The following is a 22,122-nucleotide window of genomic DNA, read 5'->3' on the forward strand; positions in this document are numbered from 1 at the left end:
CTAAAAATCATACCCCAGGATACACATCCAACTTAGCTGGACGTATATCCTGGGGTATCATCTTGAAAGGAGTATTTAGGCGAAAAATGCCTTATACTGTAGCAATAACTAACTTTAGATAGAGAATGTTATATAATAATTATTATTGAGGTAATTAATATTAGCATTTAGGCATAAAATGTTATATATTATAATGGTAACTAAAGTTTAGGAGGCATATTTTCAATGAGAAGACAAAAGCGTAAACGCAAAAGTTTTATTTTGCCTATTAGCATATCAGTAGGCATAATTATAATTTATTTATCTATGGCATTATTCTTTAAAAATCATTTTTATTTTAAAACAACCATTAATGGTATTAAGGCCTCGGGGAAAACTGTTGAAGAGGTCATTGGACAAATAGAAGCAGATGTTAAAAACTATACATTGCAACTTAATGGTAGAAATGGAGTTACAGAAAAAATTTCAGCAAAGGATTTTAGTCTAAAATATAATTCTAATGATGAAATAAAGAAATTAAAAGAAACTCAAAATCCTTTAAATCTATTTGGAGGTGTTTTTAAAAAACATCAATATAAAATACCAAAAACTATTTCTTATAATGAAAATCAGTTAAAAGAATATGTGGATAAAATGTCTTTTTTTAAGGAAAAAAACATAATAAATCCTAAAAATGCAAGTTTAGAATATACGGATAAAGGCTATAAGGTTGTAAAGGAAGTTATGGGCACTAAAGTTAACAAAGATGTTCTATATAAAGAAATAAAAGATGCAATAATTAGCAGTACAGATATTATAAATTTAGAAGAAAGCAATTGTTATATAAATCCAAAGTATACTTCAAAATCAAAGGAAGTTACAGAAGCCCAAAAAACTATGAATAAATATTTACAATCAAAAATAACCTATGACATTAGAGGAAATACAGAGGTTCTGGATTCTTCTAGCATAAAGGATTTAATTAGTGTGGATGAAAATTTTAATGTTAGCATAAGCAATAGCAAAATATGGCAATACGTAAATAAATTAGCCTACACCTACGATACAGTGGGCAAGCCAAAGGATTTTGTTACTTCATCAGGAGAACATATAAAAGTGAATGGTGGAAGCTATGGCTGGAAAATCAGCCGTTCAAAAGAAGTGGAAAATCTGGTACAAGCTATAAAGGATGGAAAAGCTATAACTAAAAAACCTGCATATTCTCAAACTGTAAACAGCACTGGCCCCAACGAAATAGGTAATTCTTATGTAGAAATTGACCTTACAAAGCAACATTTATGGGTTTACATTAATGGTAGTCCTGTGGTGGATGGCGATGTGGTTACTGGAAATGTAAGTAAAAATACCCCTACTCCTGAAGGTGTTTATAAATTGAATTATAAAGAAAAAGACTCTGTTTTAAAAGGCGATGATTATGAAACTCCAGTTAGTTTTTGGATGCCTTTTAATGGAGGTATAGGAATGCACGATGCTATTTGGAGAAAAGAATTTGGCGGAAAGATATATGAAAAAAAAGGTTCTCATGGATGTGTAAATTGCCCTTATGATCTGGCAAAAGCCATATTTGAGAATGTTAAAACCGGCACTCCAGTAGTTTGCCATGTTTAAGTGAATTTAAATGGAAAAAAATGCACCCCTCAGGTGCATTTTCTATTTTCTCCTTTTTAATTTACTTAGTTATTTTTTTGGGGTTGCTAAGTGCTCCAAAAAAAATCCAAAACATTCGTGCATTATTCAAAGACAATGAAAGAGATCCTATCATTAATATAAGTATGATGTCCCTTAAAATAAGCTTTTGATTATAATTATTTTTTTGTTGATTTAGGTCCTTTGAGTGGTCTGAGTCTTTTGAGTAATTTAAAAAAGTATACTTGAATATGAGGTAAAATATATAAAAAAATAAAATTGAGCCTAATATTAATCCCCATTCAGCAAAAATCTGTAAATAAATATTATGAGCTAATAGTTTAACTCTTTGTAAATTACCCATGATCTCCAAATATGAGCCAATTCCAACTCCCAATAAGGGTGATACTTTTATAATGTCTAGGGCAGCTGCCCAGGTTACATCTCGACCTGACCCTCCTTCTGATATGGCTGAATTAAAATCATAAAATAAAACTGCCACTCTTCTAAAACTCCAATACTTAGTAGATATATACTTGATTATTTTCATCATAAGTGCTGATAAACTTGGTAGAAACACAATGATAATTGCAATAATTACAAAATTTCTTATTATCTGTTTTTTATTTTTATTCCATAACATGTTTTTTATAAAAATAGCTATTGTATAACTTATAAAAACAAGCATTCCCGTTTTAGAACTAGATATTACAACAGATAAAAAAATCACTAAATAGCTCATAAATAGGGTTATTTTTTTTATATTTTTATTTCTAATAAAATATACCAAAGCCGTGCATTGAATTACAGCAAAATAATTTGGATCATTCATTAAACCAATATAACGAGGACCTTGAAAAAAATATTGCCTGGGAAAAATACTGATCTTAAAAAAAAACATAAATATTCCTATAATCCCTAATGTAATTGCCCCTAAAGAATACCATCTATAAACCACATATATTAACCTTTCTTTAAACAAATTATATCCTAAAAGAAAATATAAAAATGAGGAACACAATTTTATGTAGTTATTAATAATCTCATTAGGATTAGGTACATAATTAAATCTATGCGGAGAAATAAAAAATGCAGTACTTAAAGTTATTATTGATACCCCTAAGAAGAAAAAAAAACCCTTTCTAGGTATAACTAGTTTTGCATTAAAAATATAAATCAGCACCAATAATATTGCCACAAAATCAGAAATTGATATATTATACCCTAATAATTGCTTTTGTTGATTTAAAAATATTGATAAAACAGCAATAAGAAAAATTATTATTTTACATGTTTTTTCCTCTTCACTATTGGCATTAATTTTTTCAATCAAATTACTTCTCCTTCCCATATATAATTTTACATACAATTATATATATAATTCTTTTATAATCTTTTTATAATATGAACCAGACGCCTTGCAGCATTAATACTTTTCTTTATTAACTTTTTAACATATTGCTTTTCTTTATTGTTTAACCCAAATAACATCAAACAAGCCCCATATGTGAAAACAAATAGAATAGTCTTAAGCATAAAATCCATAAAAGTATTTCCAACAAAAGAAGCAAACAACAATGTGCAAGATGCTGCTAAAATGCTACTAGAAAGAATTCCTTTAAAGATATTCTTATATATTTTAAGCATATTTACTTTTATTGTTTTCTCATAGTATAAATTAAGCATTATTAAATTTCCTATGATTATAGATATTGCCGTTCCAATGGCAGCACCCATATATCCATAATGCTTTACCAGTATTATTGTCATTATAAAATTAAGCAACGCTGTAATAATCAAAATAATAGATCTTGCCATTTTCTTTAGCATGGCATCCAAAATAACATTTGCAACACTGGTCACATAAGCCAGCATTGCAGGTACTAGCAATATTACAGTAGATAACCACACTTCTGTAAATTCTTTTCCCACCCATAGTTGCAAAAAGTTTTTTCCCAAAACAATAAATCCTAGGAGTATGCCACACCCAATAATACTTTGAATTCGTCCTGGAGTAATAATTAAACGGGCTAAATTTTCTTCTCCTGCATCATTAACAACAAACTTAGTAGCCTCAGGCAAATAAACACCGCTAATAACTTGTAATATAGAAACCATTGTAACCATAATCAGTAGGGCTACAGAATAAATAGCAACCTTCTCTGTATTTACCATAGCTCCCAATACAACTTTATCTATATTAAAATTAACTTGATTTGTAATCCCTTGAATCATAGAAGCCATAGAAAATGTGAAAATATTCAATAAAAGAACTTTATCTAAATGATTGTATCGAATTGTAATTTTTAATTTTACAAAAGCAAATGCCATTTCAAACATTAAAAGTACTATAGCTATAAACAAATCTGCCACCACTATGGCAACTGCATCTTTTCCTAAAAGTAGAAGCACTGTCATTACAGCCACTCTGAGAACTTGTCTAAAAAGTTTTAAACCATTAGTAAAAACAAATTGCTCATATCCTACTGAAATGCCAGAAAACAAATTATTCCATACCATAACAGCCATATTAACAACCAAATATGAAAACATATATTTTGCTTTCATAATTTCCTGAGGATTTAAAGTACTTTTGTACAAAGGTTCTATGAAAATACCTAATGCTCCACCAGCAACAAGCATAACAATTGAAAGAATTGCAGTAATAACAGTACCCCAGAAAAGAAGATTATCCAGTTCACTTTTTTTCTTATAAATGCGAAATTTTACTATACTTCTTGACATTATTGTAGCTACTCCAAAATTCATTATGGATAAATTTGCAGCAAAAGAATTAACCGTTTGATATAATCCAAATTCTCCAGTTCCAAGAGATTTAATTAGAAATGGAGTAAACCCAATATTAATTATAATTTGAAAAATAATTGCAGCATAAGCTATTGAAACCCCCAAGACCTTTTGATTTTTCATATTATTCCTCGCCCACTTATAAACTTTGAATTTTAATACTATTTTTATAATTTTTCATTTGGAATTATTCATTATACATTTATAGCTTTTCATTTAAAACCAATGCTTATAATTCTTTATTTGATATTATTCTTTCTAATTCTTCATAAGACTCTACAATATATCCTTTTCCCTCCAGTAAATATTTCATCAATAAAACATAGTCCTCCTTATGTGCTTTATACAATCTAGTAATTTCTTTCCGTGGCATTTTATCTATAGGGCAATCACTATTTCGCACAGAAGCCCTCTTAGCAGCTAAATTATAATCAACCTTATAATAAACATAAATAACATCATATTTTTCACACAATTTTTTTATTAAGGCTTTAAAAAATCTTGAATCTTTAATTCCTCTTTTATCATTTCTAAAGGATAAAGACCAAAGGTATTGTAAAATTCCTTGATCCAATATTATTTTTTCTCCTTTATAAACCAATGCCGTTACATAATCATAAATCACACAGTATCTAACTATTTCCAAGGCCCTTTTTAAAGAATATCCTATAGGACGGCAGCACATAAGTGCATATTTAAACAAACTAAAAACCAAGGGAAAATTACATATTAAATATTTAATTGTATCAATGTTCTTTCTCACCCTTGGCATTAATTTACTATGGTGATAAAAGTTATCTGCCGTCACCACCTTAAAATTATTTAATTCTAAAGAAGAAAGCATATATGTCTTTCCGCTTCCAGGAAACCCCACAAGTTCAATTATTTTTTCCACATCTGCCATACCCACCTTTTAAATACTTTCTTAGTTAACATACTCATATCCTTAACTCAACTTTCATACATAACTTTAAATATCTATACTATTTTTTTAAATTTAAAACTTATACTTTTTAACTCCCCCAAAGGATTTTTTCTTTAATTATTAATTATCAATTCTTAATTGTTACTTTTTACTTCTTACCTCTTACCTCTTACTTTTTACTTCTTAATTTTTACTTCTTACTTCTTACCTCTTACTTTTTACTTCCTACTTCATCCCTCATATATTCTAGAAATTTTCTCCCCTATAGCTCCTACGTCATACCCAGCTTTTATAACTTGCTGGGCTGCACCGGGGGTTCTTAATGATAATGCTCTGCCACCAATTTTTGTGGTAGCATTATCTAAAGCACTTGGCCTTTCATCCTCTATGTTATTACTTAAAACGCTTATCCTTTCATTTTCTGCAATATTACCTAAGTTACTTAACCTTTCATTTACTGTATTTACCCATTGATACAATGGGGCATTAGGCGCTATAAAATGAAAGGTATCCAAAATCTTAGATTCAGGCGGTACAATTTCTCTGGGTACTATGCAAGACAATCCATTAGCCTGTGCCTCTATTAGTACTATAGCCAAGCCTTCATGTATAGAAGGTAAAAGAAATATATCCATTGCAGAAAGTAAACAATGAGTGTCAGCACGGGTTCCCGTAAGAATAACGCTGTCCTGAAGATTTAAATACTTTATTTTTTTCTCTATTTCCCCTCTCAATTCTCCGTCACCAACCAAGAGTAAAAGGGTATTTTCATCTTTTTCATGGATTTCTTTAAAAATATCCAATAGAAAGCTATGATTTTTTTGCTTAGCTAAACGTCCAATATGCCCAATTACTTTCTTTCCGTTTAAATTAAATTCATCTCTAATACGCTCTCTATCCTGTTGGGAATAAGCAAATTTATTCACAGGAATTGCATTATATAATAAATTTCCTCTTTTATAAAAAGCTTCACTACCAAAAACATAATATCCAGCAGAATTGGCACAGGCTAAAAAATCTGTAGAATACCTTAATAACCATCCTTTCATAAGCCTATTATAAATTCTCTTTATGAAAGGAAGTTTAACTAAAGATAAATTATCATGTGCATGGGCAATGCGCCTAGGAATCTTCATCCTTGCCGCTGCCCTCATAATTATTCCAGAATTAAACAAAACATGGGAGTGCACAATATCATAAGGTCCATTATCTTTCATAATTCTACACACAGCCTTATAAAAGGCAAAATAACCCTCTCTAGGACTTGGCACTCTCAGCACCCTTCCCCCTAAAGAATGTACTTCTCCTTCGTATTCACCAATATTATCACCATATACTAAGTAATCAAAATCATATTTAGTTCTATCAATATATCTAAATAAATTCATAGCTACAGTCTCAACACCACCAACCCTCAAGGTACCTGTCACTTGCAACACTTTTATTTTTTTCATGGTAACCCACCTTTATTTTTCATTATATCCTTAATATTAACCAACTTTTACTTTCCACTATTAAACACCCCTATTTTTCATCCATTAATTAAATTTCTATAATTTCATCACTAACACATTATTTTCAGATACCATTTAAAGCATACATCACCCTTAATTTTTATATAAACTCTTCTAACAATGCCTGCAAATCTGTATATAAATTTTTCATTTCTACTTTTAATTACATAAAAAAGCACTTTCTCATATATGCCTTTAGGTCTAAACTTTTCAATAGAATCATTAAATTGAGTATTATTTATAATCTGTGAAACTACCTGCAATTTCTCTTCATATGTTAAGCTACAATCCTTATGGTAAAGCATCATAAAATGTGCATAAGCTGCTTTTATATATAAGAAAGCTATGGCTTCCTTTGATAATCCATTGTTCTCAAGAAATCCTTCTATATTATTTAAAACAAAAATTCTATTTTGAAAAGTATTTGGTTCATATCGATTAGACAAATAGTTTTCTGATATAACATATTTATATAGTGGTTTGTCAATGAAAGCACAACTTGTAACATATTGAATATATTTCAAATTAAAAAGAAAATCCTCTGCCATATTAATATTTTCAATAAACCTAATATTGTTGTCTTTTATAATATTTGCATGATAGATTTTATTCCACAATGTATTAAAACCTTTATTGTCAAAAAAAGGGTAAAAATCTTTATATAGCTCATCTTTATTCTTATATTCTGCTAATCCATAGGTTATACTTTTTCTACATAGCACTTTATTTTTATTTAAAATTACACGTTCATAGCCACAAACCACCATATCTACAAACTTTTCAAGCATACACTCTATCATGCTCTTTACAAAATCTTCGTCCACATAATCATCACTATCCACAAACATAATATATTTGCCTTTGGCAGCTTTAATTCCAGTATTACGAGCAGCTGAGGCACCCCCATTTTCTTTGTGTATAACTTTAACCCTTTGATCTATAGCAGCATAATAGTCACATATTATTGGAGAATTATCCCTAGAGCCATCATCAACTAAAATAACCTCAATATTATGGTAGCTTTGCCCAAGAAGACTTTCCAAACAAGCCTTAAGATACTTTTCTACATTATAAACAGGGACAATTATACTGATACAATCATTTGACATAATTTAACCCCCTATTTAACTACACCATTGATTACATCTTCATATATTTCTGCCATTATTGCTTTCACCTTATCTTTATCATACTTTTTAACTTCTTGAATATTGTAATCACCCATTTTTTTGCGTATTTCAGTGTCATTAATTAAATTCTCAATACCCTTTACAAATCCATTTACATCATTAGATTCAACTAAATATCCACCTTTACCATCTTTAATCAAATCATTATTTCCTCTTATTTTAGAACAAACGACAGGTAATCCTGTGGACATAGCTTCCATTAAAGCTACGGACAGCCCTTCTCTAGATGAAGGAAACACAAAAACATCTGCTATCCTTATAATCTCAACTATATCCATACGATAACCCAGTAACTTAACTTTTTTCTCTAAACCTAGTTTGTATATTAAATGTTTTAAATAATTTTCTAAAGCACCTTCACCGCAAATCAAATAATAAACATTTGGATTGTTTAACTGTGCTATAGCATTTATTGAAGTTTCATGATTTTTATTTTTATTAAGCTCTCCTATGGAAAGTACTACAAAAGCATCCATTGGCACACCTAGCTCATTGCGCTTTGCCCATTTATCCACAATCTTATCTTTAAATTTTTCCGTATCAACTCCAACGCCTGGAACATACACAACTTTAACTGACTTAAATTTCTGTGCTATATCATAATCTTCTTTATTTATTGTAATCAGTACATCAGTATATCTTGCCAACCACAATTCAACAGGATAAAACAATATCCAATTTTTAAGAGGAGCTCCCTTAAAAAAGTGAAAACCATGGGCTGTATATATAACTTTTGTTCCCTTTTTCCGAGCTTTTTTAGCAGCCATTCTCGTTAGTGCAGCTGCCACAGGTGTATGACAATGGATAATATCGTATTCACCAAAATCTATTATTCTTTTTAACTTTTTATATGCAGCTATATTGTCTAAATTAAATGGTGTTCTTTCAAATGAAATATCAAAATACTTATGGCAATAGGGAATACTGCAATCTTCCTTATTTTCATAATCATTTTTTGCACAAACATGTATCTCATACCCCTTATTTTTAAGCCACTTTAAATAGGGAATATGGAATTCCATTAAATGCATTTTAACTAAGTTTGCAACAAATAATACTTTTTTCATAACAACTTCTCCGTTAACCTAATTTCTCTAAACGCTCCCATAATATAAACAAGTATTCCTAATCCCCTGCTCTAAATCATATTCATTACACCAATTTAAAAATTTCATTGCTTTATCATTGCTAGAATAACTATCTCTTATCTCTCCCGTTCTGTCCTTTTCATGAAAAACTTCTAAATCACTGACAAATATGGACTTCATTATGGTAAAAAGCCCATTCACCGTAGTGGGCTTACCAGTACTTATATTGAAAATTTCATTATCCCCCTTGGTCAAAGCCAGTACATTGGCCTTAGCTACATCATTAACCCATTGTATCTGACTAAATCACCAAATACATCTAACAGTACATTGGCCTTAGCTACATCATTAACATATATAAAATCCCTAGTTTGATTACCATCTCCAAATATTATGGGGCACTGATTATTTAAAAATTTATATATAAATACAGAAACCACGCCACCCTCCCCCTTAGGATCTTGGCGTATTCCATATACATTTGTATATCTAAAAATTGTATATTTAATATTGTAAAGTTGGGCATAAGCCTTTATATAGTGCTCTGGAACCTGCTTAGACACCCCGTAAAAAGATATAGGCTTAACTTGATGATTCTCATCTATTGGTAAATACATTGGATTACCGTATACCGCTGCTGAAGATGGATATATTATCTTTCTAACTTTAAATTCTCTACAACATTCCAGTATATTTACGGTACCCTTAATATTAATATCTGCATCTAAAGCTGGTTTTCTCATAGACATCTGTACATCAATTTGAGCCGCATTGTGTATAACTACCTCTGGTTGTTCTTTTGCAAATATTATAAAAAGCTTGTGTGCATCCCTTATATCACATTTATAAAATCTAGCATTTTTATTTACATGTTCTATTTTCCCTCTTGAAAGATTATCCACTATGACCACTTCATGGTCTTCTTTTACAAGTAAATCCGCCACATTAGAACCTATAAATCCTGCCCCACCTGTTATTAAAACCTTCATACTACCCCACCTTATTATTTATCTACTAACCTTATTATTTATCTACTAACCTTACTATTTATCTACCCAACCTTACTATTTATCTAGCACCCTGACCTGTTAACACTATTTTTATTGTTTTTAATATTATTTTAATATCCATTAATAAACTTCTTTTCTCTATATATTTTAAATCCAGCTGCAATTTTTCCTTAGGCGTTATATCGTATCCACCATTTACTTGGGCATATCCAGTAAGTCCTGGCATTACCTTTAACCTTTCCCTGAAATCTGGTATATATTTTGAAAATTCCTCTGTAAAGCATGCTCTTTCTGGTCTTGGCCCAACTATACTCATATCGCCTTTTATTATATTCCATAGCTGTGGAAGTTCGTCTATTCTAGTTCTTCTGATTATTTTACCCACCCTAGTTACTCTACTATCATTTTTATCTGCCCACCTTGGACCCTCTCTCTCTGCATCTATATACATGGATCTTATTTTAAATACATTAAAGGTCTTTCCAAACCTACCACACCTCTCCTGCTTATATATAGAACTTCCCTTTGACTCTAATCTTACTAAAATGCAAGTTACAAAAATTATTGGCACTGCCACAATTGCCACTAATAAACTTAATAAAATATCAAATAATCTCTTTATAATTTCATAAACTGGTTTTTCTTCTATGCTCCATTTCGCATCCATTGGAGCATCATCAGTTTTAGGGAATACGTGGTAATTGGTATCTATCATACACCACTACTCCTCTTTCTTGCTCTTGTCTTACTTTTTTTCCCTAACTTTTCCCCATCTTTTTCATCTTCATAATACTCTTTATAATACCCGTAGCCATAATCATAACCTTTCCCCTTTGTTTCCTTGAATTTGTTTAAAACCACGCCTAGTATTTTAGCATTTACCTTTACTAGTAATTCCTTTGACTTTAGGGCCATTACCTTTTCTGTCTCTCCAGAGGCAACCACTAAAATTACTCCATCAGCTAATGTAGAAAGTATCTGAGCATCAGTAAATGGTATCACTGGTGGACTATCTATTATAATCATTTGAAATTGCTGCGAAACTTCATTTAAAAAATTCTTTAATTTATTAGAAGAAAGCATCTCTGATGGATTGGGAGGTATAGTTCCTGCAGTCATTATAAATAATTTATTTTTATAAATCTTAACAGTCTGCTCAAAGCTGGCTTTTCCTAAAAGAAAATCCGTTATCCCTAGCCCATTGGATATATTAAACTTTTTATGCAAACTAGGTCTTCTTAAATCACAATCCAATAAAAGTACTGGACTGTCTGTTTCCGCTATAGAAAGAGCCAAATTAGCTGCAGTGGTGGTTTTTCCCTCACCTGGTGTTGCACTGGTTACTAGCAACATTTTTATTTTTTCATCGAAAGATGTATATTGTATATTGGTTCTTAATGTTCTAAAAGCCTCCGCTTGTATGGATTTAGGATTCTTCTCCATTATGAGCAATTTAAACTCCCCTTCCATATATTTATATTACCAATAAAATTAATTTAAATTTTTATTGCACCTAATAGCATTTTTGTTTCACTTAGTCATTGAATTTTATCTCATTTAATCATTCCATTCTTGCCATTAGTATTTTTGTATTACCCCCATAATAGTCATGTCCAAAACTATTGCTACATCGTTATCAGTTTTAATGGTGCTATCCAAATATTCTAAAAGTAAAGTAATCCCTATAGACACCATAAGTCCCAAAAAAAATCCTATAGCCATATTTAATTTCTTATTAGGCTTTACAGGGTTATTTGAAGCTCGGGCCTTGTCTAAAACTTTAACCTCTCCACCGTGCATGGAATCGCTGGATTTTTTTATAAATTCCTCTGTATATATGTCTGCTATGATTTTAGCCTTGTTAGGATCTTGACTTTCCGCCACTATGTCCATTATTTGAGTATCTACCTGGGGCATTACCTTTACACTGCTTTTTAACTGTTCTGTTGTCATATCTAAATTTCCATTTTTAACGGTCTCCTGTGCCACAGATTGAAGTTTTGCAATTTCCGCATAGGTTTTCATAAGCTTTTGGTACATCATAACCTCATCGTATTTATAATTTGTACCTGTTTCCCCCATATTACCTTTTCCTATAACCACACTTACCTTTGACTGATAAACTGGTGTCAACAAAAAAAAACTTACAACTCCTGCAATTATAGTGGCCAAAAGAGTTGTTCCAATTATTAATTTTCTTCTTTTTCTTAGGATCCACAATACTTCTCTTAGACCTAACGTTATATCTTTTGTCATTTTAATCCTCCGTTCATTTTAGTTTTTGATTTTCCTAGTTTTTTAATATAGAAATTATAAACAGAGCTCTTAGCTTCAGATAGAGTTTTTACTCCATCTGAAGGTTAGAGATCGTTATCCAGGTACGTAGCTGCCGTTATCTCCCACTTTGTTAGAAGTGGGAGTGTTACGGCAGGTAGTCATCGGATAAATGTCCATGAAGCTTTTTTTATATAATATTGTTTCTTTTTAATAAATATTCCAATATTTTTTATACATTAATGCAAAAAAAATAGCACCCTTTGGGTGATATTTTTTTCAGCATTAAAATTCTCTATAAGAACCAAATCATTAAACGTATAATTTATATACTTAAAAATATTAGAATTTAGCATTTCTTCTGTATATCCTAGCATTTCAAAACAATTAAGAGTAACTTCTGTTATTATCCCAAAATTATTTACTACAATTATAAGTTCACGTGATATAATATAAGATTTTAGTAAGCTAGAGCAGGCATTGTTGGGCAATACTTCTTATGAGTATGATGAGACTTTGAAGTAAATTGCATAGTAAATTGAATTATTGGTAAAATCTGCAGTAGAGAAATCTGCACCCTGGGATGCTGCACTACTTAAAAGGGTCTATGTCATCAGCATATATTTTTATACTAATTACATAGACCCTTTTTATAGTAATCTTCTTTACATGGTATTTTATTAGTTATTAATTCCATAAAAGGTTATTGAAAAATGAAATCTCTTATAACTCTTTTTGTGGCTGGTATGTCTGTAACTAGATACCATATACCATTTATCATCTTGCCCTCTGAATGCTCTTCAAAAGGGAATCTTTTTTGTTCCACATAAGTTATATTAGAAGTTATTACTTCAGTAGCTAACTTCATTATTTCTCCTGTACTCATACTAGTTTGAACCTTTGATGCCATTTCTGGAATTATCCCTAATAAATCTTTTTTGTTCATCTTTAAAGACTTATTTATTATGGCATTAAGCACTGTTCTCTGTCTTTCAGTTCTTCTATAGTCCCCTCCACTAGTATACCTTATTCTACAATATGCCACAGCTTGAGCCCCGGATAGAGTTTGCTTGCCTGGGCTTTGTATTTTTTCTACAGGTTTTTTATTTATTCTTTCTACCTCTTTAGAATAACTATTTATAAACTTCACTTCATCACTTTCTACGTTTATTTCTACTCCGCCTAAGTCATCAATAATGCTTGCTAATTCAAAAAAATCCACAGTTGCAAAATCCTTTATATTAAGATCAAAGTTTTTATTTAAAGTCTTTATAGCAAGTGCAGGTCCTCCATAGGCATAAGCGTGATTAAGTTTAGTTTTGCCGTGTCCCTCTATGTCCACATATGTATCCCTCATTATGGAAGAAACTTTTATCTTATTATTTTTTCCATCTAAAGTAACAATCATTATGGAATCCGAGCGGCCTGTACCACCTTCTTCTCTAGTATCTATACCGAAAAATGCTATATTTGTAATGCCCTTAAGCTTAGATTTTCTATCTGCCTCTTCATTTACAGATAGCTGCACTGGATCCTTTACCAAATCAACCTTTTTAACATTCTTTATTCTTGAATAAATATATCCAAAAACTCCACCCAAAAATAGCAGAGACACCAAAATTATTGTAGATATTATTTTAAATGCCTTACTTTTCTTTTTCACATGTCCATCTCCTCTCATTGACACTTTCTACTATTCATATTCGTCCAATATTAATTTTTCTTTTAAATTTATTTGAAGTTTTTTTAAAATGCAGTAGAGTAAGTCAGAGGACCTTCGCCTCTTTCTCCTCATCAAACCGTGCATGCGGTTTTACCGCACACGGCTTTCCGATATTCTTCTTTCCAAGTCATTCAGTTTTAGTAAGATATTTGTCCATTTAATCCACTTAATAATTGTTGATTTTCTTTTCTTTATACAGTAACTCTTTAAAACTGTCTAAAATCTTATCCACAAAATTACCCAGTATAACTATTATCATTTAACATTAAATTTACTTTAACACAATTAAGAAAATAATTAAATATTTTTTACAATATTTACACTAATATAAAAAGCAGTTATAATTGTTAATCCTTAATATAAAAAACACATAGATTAAAGTTTAATTTACTTTATCCATGTGTTTTTGTTTTTTATTGAATTATTGGTAAAAATTCCCCAGGGGTGCTGACAAAAAAATGCTGTAGCGGAGCAGAAGACTTTTTTTGTTTGCTAACAATTATTTTACTGCTTTTAATTTTGATATATCATTCCAATTTTTGGATGTAATTATTTCAATTGCATTTAAATCTTCCCTTATCCCTTTTACTTCTCCTTCAACCTTTGAGATAGCAAAATTAACCTTATCTATTTCTGCTTTATGAATTTGACTAGAGTGTTCTAAAGCTCTTAATATTTGAGTATGTTCATCAAGCTTTTTTGTATGTTCATCAAGTTTTTTATTAATTGCATTTAATAACTCTAATATTTGATTTTCCATTTTTTCACCACCATAAGATTTTATATTTACATTTTAACATTTGCATTTATCCTGTGCAAGTACAAAATGCTGTAGTCACTGCACTAAAAGTACTTCTCTACATCTTCAATTTTTTCTATTTCAAAAATATCTGTAGCTATTATGTCTATAGTTTCCTCAGGTAGTTTCTTTATTTTTTCTTTATATTCATTAGGTACAGATTTAAATTTTTTAATAAGAAGTTTTATAAGAATATCACTCTTTCCATCTGCTTTGCCTTCTTTTATTCCTTCTTTTATTCCTTCTTTTATCCCCTCTTGTATGGCTTCATCTCTTATCATCTTACCTATTTCTGTCATGCTAAAGACCTCCTTAAATTTTCTTTTAGATACTTCATCTCCGAATTTATCAAATAACGCATATAACAGTGTTATACATTGCGTCTTTTCATTACTTTCTGGTATTGTATCTGCTAATTCTATATTTTTTTATTATAATCCATTTATATCTCCTCTTTCTAGTTATTTGTCATTACTTATTATTTCCAACTAGAAAAAGTTTATACAAACATTTGTTCATTATTTTTAAATTAATGTTATTAACCTAATTTTTGATAACCAGATACCAAGTGTCCTACAGATTAGTAAGTACTTTTTTAAGTAATATCAGAAGCATAAAAAAACATAGATTAAAGTTTAATTTACTTTATCTATGTTTTTGTTTTTTATTGAATTACTGGTAAAAATTACACTTAAGGGATACTTACAAAAAAAGGATGTAGCGGAGCGGAAGACTTTTTTTTGTTTGCTAATCCTACAATAGAAACAACTGGTTTACCGTAAATAGTGTCCGTTTCTATTTTAACTGTATATGCATCTATTCCACTTATGGCAAAACTATTTACAACTGAAGCCAAAATATTTCATCTCCTTTTCTTTAAATTAAACTATCATCAATTTCATAATGCATTTATCATGCATCAATTTTAACTTTTATACCACTTTCCACAAAGTTCTTATATAACGCTCTTTTACCTGCATCCTTGAAATAACAAAGAATCTTGTCTGAGCATATAATTTTTTCTTTCCTTTCACCTATATACATGCTATAGCTGCTCCACTGATACTCCTCTGGTTTTTCAACCATATTAGCTTTCACTGGATTCAAGTGAATATATCTGCTAGCCTCAAGCATCTGGGCATCTGTTTCTATAAACTGTGGATGATATCTATCTTGGAATAAGTGGCCTATGTAATTATATTTTTTATTAAAATATTTTGCATACATAGCGTTTACTCTCCCTATAAATTTACCTGGTGGTTTATCCTTCGTTTCTATTAATATGTGCACATGGTTATCCATCAAACAATAGCAAATTATATTGTATTCATCGTATTTAAAGTGGTCCAACGCTTCTTCTATCAATATTAAATAGTATTGAAAATCCTCTCCATCTCTAAATATATCATTTCTATGGTTGCCTCTTGCAGTTATATGACAGCTGCTTCCGGGAAACCAAGGTACTTTTAGTGTAGGCAAAACAGCACCCTCCTTTTTTATCACTATTCTTGATTATGACCATTTCTATAAATTTTACACATTAATTTGCTTTATTTTTTATGAAAATTTAAATGAAGGAAAATTAGCATAAAAAAATACATAGATTAAAGTTTAGTTTACTTTATCTATGCATTTTTGTTTTTTATTGAATTATTGGTAAAAATTACACCTCAGGGGTGCTGCCAGAAAAAGGATGGAGTGAAACGGAAGACTTTTTTTGTTTGCTAAAAACTGCACTCCTGGCAGGTTGTGCGAAAATCAAATTTGCTTGCAAGTTTTTAGTTTGGCATTTTATTTTTAATAAAAAAATCAAAAATATGCCTTTAAAATAGTTTTAAAAAGCCTTATTTTATTGATTTAATATAAAACATAAGTTATTTTTGAAAGCTAATTATCAAAATATTGCATTAAAAATAATTTACGCACAATCTGCTGGGGTACTATTTTTTGTGCCAGCGCCAGGCGTCGGCTATAATTTTCTCCAGTGAATCGAACTGTGGGTTCCAGCCTAGGACGCTTTTTGCCTTTTGGGAAGAAGCTATTAGGACGGCTGGGTCTCCGGATCTTCTTTCTTTTACTTCTGCTGGGATTTGGTGTGAGGTTACCTTTCTAGCAGTTTCGATAACTTCTTTTACTGAGTAGCCGTTGCCGTTACCTAGATTGAAAATATTACTAGAGTTTCCCTTTCTCAAATACTCTAGGGCTAGGTAATGGGCTGAAGCTAGGTCCATTACGTGAATGTAGTCTCTTACGCAAGTGCCGTCCTCTGTTGGGTAGTCATTGCCAAACATATAGATCTTGTGGCGTTTGCCTAGAGGTACCTGTAAAATCAATGGAATTAGGTGAGTTTCCGGGTTGTGATTTTCACCAATTGTTCCGCTTTCATGGGCACCGGCAGCATTAAAATATCTTAGGGAAACATATTTGGTGCCGTAAGCATTATCAAACCACTTCATCATTTTTTCCATGGCAAGTTTTGTTTCACCGTATGTATTTGTAGGGGTTGTTTCATCTTCCTCTAAGATAGGAATGCTCTTTGGCTCGCCATAGGTGGCAGCGGTGGATGAAAACACAATTTTATTCACATTGTTTTCTTGCATTACATGAAGAAGAGAAAGCATGCCATAAACATTATTATGATAATATTCATAAGGCTTTTCCATGCTCTCTCCTACTAATGAGTTAGCTGCAAAATGAATTACTGCCTCTATTTTATGAGCCTTAAATACCTTGTCCAAAGCTTCTTTATCCCTAATATCGATATTGTAGAAATTTTCCACATTTACTGATTCCCTATGCCCACTTTGTAAATTGTCTACAACGATAACCTCTTCCTTCTGTTCTTGAAAATATTTCACGGTATGAGAACCTATGTAGCCTGCTCCTCCGGTTATTAGTATTGACATGATTTTGCCCTCCCTATAATTAAAATGTTTGGATGTACAGTGTAATTGGTGCAATTTAGCTCTTGCTTTTGAAATGCCCACATAGTATGAAGCACCCTCACTAGTACACTCAATTTATTTACATCTTTATTGAATGAATTGATTTTTACTGGTTAAATTCCATAATTTTCACCGCTGGGGTGCTAGTATACATTTTACCTTAATTGTACATTAATGCATTTTTATTTACAAGATAACTTATATATTGAATTAAAAAATGCACTACTGGGGTGGTAATCAGTCTTTGTCGCATCTAATACGACATGCCCCGTCTTCTACAATGCGACATCTGCGTTCACCATAATAAATATAAGAGAATAAATAAAAAATAAAATATATTTATACTAGTTTTTGCTCAATAATTTTAATAGATATTTTTAAGTAATTGGCTACTAAAATGAACTGCCATTAATGAAATCAAAGTTAGCAATTCATCTAGAAGATAAAAATATAAGGGTTTCTATTGTACTTTCATGCAACAAGTAAATTGTTTAACTCTACTTTTATATGGCAACGCAGAGAGTTTTCTTTCACTAAAGATAAAAAACTTAAAAATTTAAGTGGAATTTTATTTTAAAGTGCATATCTAGTTATTAGAAGGACAAGCCACGAACTTATATTATACCCAGCTTTTACGTCCCTAGGGTGTAACCCATGTTATGAAACATTTAAAACTATCATGTGAATATTTTACATATGGGTCGATGTCAGTGTAACCCATGTTATGAAACATTTAAAACCCTAAAAAGTATAACCTATGTCATGGGGCATGCCGCTTAAGCTTTTACTTTTAACTTAAAGTTTAATAAAATAACTGGAGGTAATTACTATGAGCTTTATATCAATTGATTCTGAAATCTTAAATACTAATATAGATGGACAGGCTTTAAAACTATACTGCCTACTAGAAAGCTACTGCTATGGAGATAAAAATGATTGTTTTCCATCTCAAAATACTCTAGCTGCTAGAATGAAGAAAAGCATAAGAACAATACAAAGATACCTAAAAACACTAAAAGATCTAGGACTTGTTATAATAAAAAGACGTGGTTCTACCAGCAATCTGTACATATTGCCAAAGAAACTTAATAAAAAAGTGCAAGAAACTGCTCAAAAAATACAAGAAAAATGCAGTGCTTTTAAGGCTACATTAAAAACTAAAAAAAGTGCTGATTCTAATAAAACCAACACTAGCAATGATAACTATAACTATAAAAACCACAAAAACTACAAAAGAAGCTATAAATCCAATACCTTCAACGACTATACTCAAAGAACATATGATTTTAGTAAGCTAGAGCAGGCTTTATTGGGCAATGCTTCTTATGAGTATGATGATATTTTGAAGTAGTTTGAATTATTGGTAAAAATTACACCTCTGGGGTCGTTACAGAAAAAGGATGCACCTAGGGCTCATTACACTATAACACCTCATAATCAGTACAATGACACCTATCTTCCCCATAATAACCACAGGGACATGGGTTCATTGCAGAAACCAACATAAAATTTGCTGGATAAGTATTTGTAAACCTAACCCTAGAAATAGTAACCTTATTATCCTCCAGCGGCTGTCTTAAAGCATCTAAAGTGCCTTTATTGAACTCTGCTATTTCATCTAAAAAAAGCACTCCATTGTGAGCAAGAGATATTTCACCTGGCATGGCATTATTGCCTCCCCCTATAAGAGAATTAGTTGAAGCATTATGATGCGGTGCTCTAAAGGGTCTTTCTGTTATAAGTCTGCCTCTGTTTTTTAAAAGCCCTGCTACACTATAAATTTTAGTTACTTCTAAAGCCTCTTCTTCTGTCATAGCCGGCAATATAGTTGGAATTCGCTTTGCAATCATAGATTTACCACATCCCGGTGAACCAGAAAGCAGTATATTATGCCCTCCTGCTGCAGCTACGGTTATAAATTCTATGGCTTCATCCTGCCCTTGAACATCCTCAAAATCAATAAGATATTTCCTTCTAACTAAGTGATCATCTTTAAAATCTTCTACATTTTTATAAGTATTAGTTCCTTCAATAAAATCTACTACTTCCTTCAAATTTTCAAATCCAAATATATTTATGCCATTTACAAGGGAAGCCTCCCTTAGATTTCTCCTTGGTACTATTAGATTATTGATTCCTCTTTTCTTTGCCTCAATAACCATAGGCAGTACACCACTGCATGGCCTTAAGTCTGCATTCAATGATAATTCTCCTATAAATCCAAAGGTGGACAAATCCCCTGCGCACAACTGTTTAGATTGTATGAGAAGACCTACAGCCATACCTAAATCAAAGTGTGAACCGCTTTTTTTAACATCACAGGGCGAAAGATTCACCACTATTTTCATTTTAGGGAATTCATATTTAGAATGAACAACAGCTGCTTCTAATCTTTCCCTCGCTTCTTTTATGGCAGTGTCACCTAAGCCTACAATAGAAACAGCTGGTTTACCGTAAATAGTGTCCGTTTCTATTTTAACTGTATATGCATCTATTCCACTTATGGCAAAACTATTTACAACTGAAGCCAAAGATTTCATCTCCTTTTCCTTAAAATTAAACTATGATCAATTTCATAATGCATCCATCATGCATCAATTTTAACTTTTATACCACTTTCCACAAAGTTCTTATATAACTCTCTTTTATCTGCTTCCTTGTAATAACAAAGAATTTTGTCAGAACATATAATTTTTTCTTTTCTTTCACCTATGTACATGCTATAGCTGCTCCACTGATACTCCTCTGGTTTTTCAACCATATTAGCTTTCACTGGATTTAAATGAATATATCTGCTAGCCTCAAGCATTTGGGCATCTGTTTCTATAAACTGTGGATGATACCTGTCTTGAAATAAGTGGCCTATGTAATTATATTTTTTATTAAAATATTTTGCATACATGGCATTTACCCTCCCTATAAATTTACCTGGTGGTTTATCCTTTGTTTCTATTAATATGTGTACATGGTTATCCATCAAACAATAGCAAATTATCTTATATCTATCATATTTAAAGTGGTCTAATGCCTCTTCTATCAATATTAAATAGTATTGAAAATCTTCTCCATCTCTAAATATATCATTTCTATGGTTGCCTCTTGCAGTTATATGGCAGCTGCTTCCGGGAAACCAAGGTACTTTTGGTGTAGGCAAAACAACATCCTCCTTTTTCATCACTATTCTTGATTATGACCATTTCTATAAATTTTACACATTAATTTGCTTTATTTTTTATGGAAATTTGAATGAAGGAAAATTAGCATAAACAGATCTCTAACCTTCAGATGGAGTTTTTACTCCAACTGAAGGTTAGAGATCGTTATCCAGGGACGTAGCTGCCGTTATCTCCCACTTTATTAAAAGTGGGAGTGTTACGGCAGGTAAGTCTCTGGATAAAAAAACACATAGATTAAAGTTTAGTTTACTTTATCTATGTGTTTTGTTTTTTATTGAATTATTGATAAAAATTACAACCCGAGTGATGACAAAAAAGTATATAGCAGAGTGGAAGAGTTTTTTGTTTGATAACTATTTCACTGCTTTTAATTTTGCAATATCTTTCCAGTTACTTGCTGTTATTACTTCAACATTATTTAAGTTATCTTTAATATCTTGAAGTTCATTAATTGATTTATTTTTAAAATCTTTCATCTCAGTTCTAAATTCTGTTAAGTCAGCAGTTTGATCTATGACTGAATCTATCTTACTTTCTATTTTATCTAATCTGTCATTTATTTTATTTTGACCATCTACTAATTGATTAAGTAACCCTAGTATTTTATTTTCCAAAATAACAACTCCTTATAATCTCTTTATCCTATTATATATTTATATTTTAACATTTATATATTCTGGCTTCAACTTAAATATATTACTTATTATTTCCAACTAGAAAGAATTTATACAAACATTCGTTCCTTATTATTAAATTAATGTTATTAACCTAATTTTGCATAACCAGATACCATTATCCTACAGATTAGCAAGTATTTTTTCAAGTAATATCAATAGCATAAAAAAACACATAGATTAAAAGTTTAGTTTACTTTATCTATGCGTTTTGTTTTTTATTGAATTATTGGTAAAAATTACACCCCAGCAGATTGTGCGTAAATTAACTTTATAAAAAGATTACTTAGAAACTTTATTTCCTTTTTTAAGCGACTATAGTAATCTTTTTGTTCTTTCTCAGAAAATATATATAAATATTAGCAAGAAG

The 22,122-nt window shown here is 30.9% G+C and carries 19 protein-coding genes and 2 pseudogenes; 2 read left to right on the forward strand and 19 right to left on the reverse strand.

The window, feature by feature from the left end:
* The first annotated feature begins 225 nt into the window (after positions 1-225).
* Positions 226-1,608 carry a L,D-transpeptidase family protein gene (locus tag FGK85_RS06950; RefSeq protein ID WP_138205042.1) on the forward strand — a complete coding sequence of 461 codons (1,383 nt, stop codon included), beginning with the start codon at positions 226-228 and terminating at the stop codon, positions 1,606-1,608.
* 61 nt (positions 1,609-1,669) lie between these two features.
* Here FGK85_RS06950 and FGK85_RS06955 read toward each other — a convergent pair whose 3' ends face one another.
* From FGK85_RS06955 to galE, 16 genes and pseudogenes are all read right to left on the reverse strand, one after another.
* Complete coding sequence (locus FGK85_RS06955) at positions 1,670-2,959, reverse strand: O-antigen ligase family protein (RefSeq protein ID WP_171011353.1); 1,290 nt, start codon at positions 2,957-2,959, stop codon at positions 1,670-1,672.
* Positions 2,960-3,012: 53 nt separating this feature from the next.
* Entirely contained in the window at positions 3,013-4,557 is a 1,545-nt protein-coding gene (locus FGK85_RS06960; RefSeq protein ID WP_138205046.1) for an oligosaccharide flippase family protein, read from the reverse strand.
* Positions 4,558-4,663: 106 nt separating this feature from the next.
* Entirely contained in the window at positions 4,664-5,338 is a 675-nt protein-coding gene (locus FGK85_RS06965; RefSeq protein ID WP_138205048.1) for a hypothetical protein, read from the reverse strand.
* A 251-nt stretch (positions 5,339-5,589) separates the two neighbouring features.
* Positions 5,590-6,813 (reverse strand): glycosyltransferase family 1 protein, encoded by a 1,224-nt coding sequence (locus tag FGK85_RS06970; protein WP_138205050.1) that lies wholly within the window; start codon positions 6,811-6,813, stop codon positions 5,590-5,592.
* A gap of 110 nt (positions 6,814-6,923) precedes the next feature.
* Positions 6,924-7,982, reverse strand: a complete 1,059-nt coding sequence (locus FGK85_RS06975; protein WP_138205052.1) for a glycosyltransferase — start codon at positions 7,980-7,982, stop codon at positions 6,924-6,926.
* 11 nt (positions 7,983-7,993) lie between these two features.
* Positions 7,994-9,130: a glycosyltransferase family 4 protein gene (locus tag FGK85_RS06980; RefSeq protein WP_138205054.1), complete on the reverse strand. Its 1,137-nt coding sequence runs from the start codon at positions 9,128-9,130 to the stop codon at positions 7,994-7,996.
* A gap of 27 nt (positions 9,131-9,157) precedes the next feature.
* Positions 9,158-10,140 (reverse strand): annotated as a pseudogene (locus FGK85_RS06985) (NAD-dependent epimerase/dehydratase family protein).
* Between the two features lie 79 nt (positions 10,141-10,219).
* Complete coding sequence (locus tag FGK85_RS06990; protein ID WP_138205056.1) at positions 10,220-10,876, reverse strand: sugar transferase; 657 nt, start codon at positions 10,874-10,876, stop codon at positions 10,220-10,222.
* Positions 10,873-11,613 carry a CpsD/CapB family tyrosine-protein kinase gene (locus FGK85_RS06995; RefSeq protein WP_138205058.1) on the reverse strand — a complete coding sequence of 247 codons (741 nt, stop codon included), beginning with the start codon at positions 11,611-11,613 and terminating at the stop codon, positions 10,873-10,875. The genes FGK85_RS06990 and FGK85_RS06995 overlap by 4 nt, the downstream gene beginning before the upstream one ends.
* A 126-nt stretch (positions 11,614-11,739) precedes the next feature.
* On the reverse strand, positions 11,740-12,417 hold the full coding sequence (locus FGK85_RS07000) for a YveK family protein (RefSeq protein WP_138205060.1): 678 nt from the start codon (positions 12,415-12,417) through the stop codon (positions 11,740-11,742).
* Positions 12,418-13,138: 721 nt separating this feature from the next.
* On the reverse strand, positions 13,139-14,098 hold the full coding sequence (locus FGK85_RS07005) for an LCP family protein (RefSeq protein WP_243122831.1): 960 nt from the start codon (positions 14,096-14,098) through the stop codon (positions 13,139-13,141).
* A 559-nt stretch (positions 14,099-14,657) separates the two neighbouring features.
* Positions 14,658-14,918 (reverse strand): hypothetical protein, encoded by a 261-nt coding sequence (locus FGK85_RS07010; protein ID WP_138205064.1) that lies wholly within the window; start codon positions 14,916-14,918, stop codon positions 14,658-14,660.
* 83 nt (positions 14,919-15,001) lie between these two features.
* The gene (locus FGK85_RS07015) at positions 15,002-15,256 is read right to left on the reverse strand and encodes a DUF4351 domain-containing protein (protein WP_138205066.1); all 255 of its coding nucleotides are present in this window, start codon (positions 15,254-15,256) and stop codon (positions 15,002-15,004) included.
* A 392-nt stretch (positions 15,257-15,648) separates the two neighbouring features.
* Positions 15,649-15,813, reverse strand: a complete 165-nt coding sequence (locus tag FGK85_RS15295; protein ID WP_171011350.1) for a hypothetical protein — start codon at positions 15,811-15,813, stop codon at positions 15,649-15,651.
* Between the two features lie 56 nt (positions 15,814-15,869).
* Positions 15,870-16,436 carry a transposase gene (locus tag FGK85_RS07020; protein ID WP_138205068.1) on the reverse strand — a complete coding sequence of 189 codons (567 nt, stop codon included), beginning with the start codon at positions 16,434-16,436 and terminating at the stop codon, positions 15,870-15,872.
* Between the two features lie 461 nt (positions 16,437-16,897).
* Positions 16,898-17,863 (reverse strand): UDP-glucose 4-epimerase GalE, encoded by a 966-nt coding sequence (gene galE, locus FGK85_RS07025; protein ID WP_138205070.1) that lies wholly within the window; start codon positions 17,861-17,863, stop codon positions 16,898-16,900.
* 868 nt (positions 17,864-18,731) lie between these two features.
* Between galE and FGK85_RS07030 the strand changes: the two genes are divergently transcribed.
* Positions 18,732-19,253: a helix-turn-helix domain-containing protein gene (locus tag FGK85_RS07030; RefSeq protein WP_138205072.1), complete on the forward strand. Its 522-nt coding sequence runs from the start codon at positions 18,732-18,734 to the stop codon at positions 19,251-19,253.
* 70 nt (positions 19,254-19,323) lie between these two features.
* On the opposite strand, the pseudogene FGK85_RS07035 reads toward FGK85_RS07030, so the two are convergent.
* The 3 genes and pseudogenes from FGK85_RS07035 to FGK85_RS07045 form a co-directional block, all read right to left on the reverse strand.
* A pseudogene (locus tag FGK85_RS07035) lies at positions 19,324-20,448 on the reverse strand (YifB family Mg chelatase-like AAA ATPase); the annotation flags it as partial.
* A gap of 41 nt (positions 20,449-20,489) precedes the next feature.
* A complete protein-coding gene (locus FGK85_RS07040) occupies positions 20,490-21,056 on the reverse strand; it encodes a transposase (RefSeq protein WP_138205074.1) in 567 nt (188 codons plus the stop codon).
* 375 nt (positions 21,057-21,431) lie between these two features.
* Positions 21,432-21,692: a hypothetical protein gene (locus FGK85_RS07045; RefSeq protein ID WP_138205076.1), complete on the reverse strand. Its 261-nt coding sequence runs from the start codon at positions 21,690-21,692 to the stop codon at positions 21,432-21,434.
* Between the last annotated feature and the right edge of the window lie 430 nt (positions 21,693-22,122).

Source organism: Haloimpatiens lingqiaonensis, from assembly GCF_901447495.1.
GTDB classification, from domain to species: domain Bacteria; phylum Bacillota; class Clostridia; order Clostridiales; family Clostridiaceae; genus Haloimpatiens; species Haloimpatiens lingqiaonensis.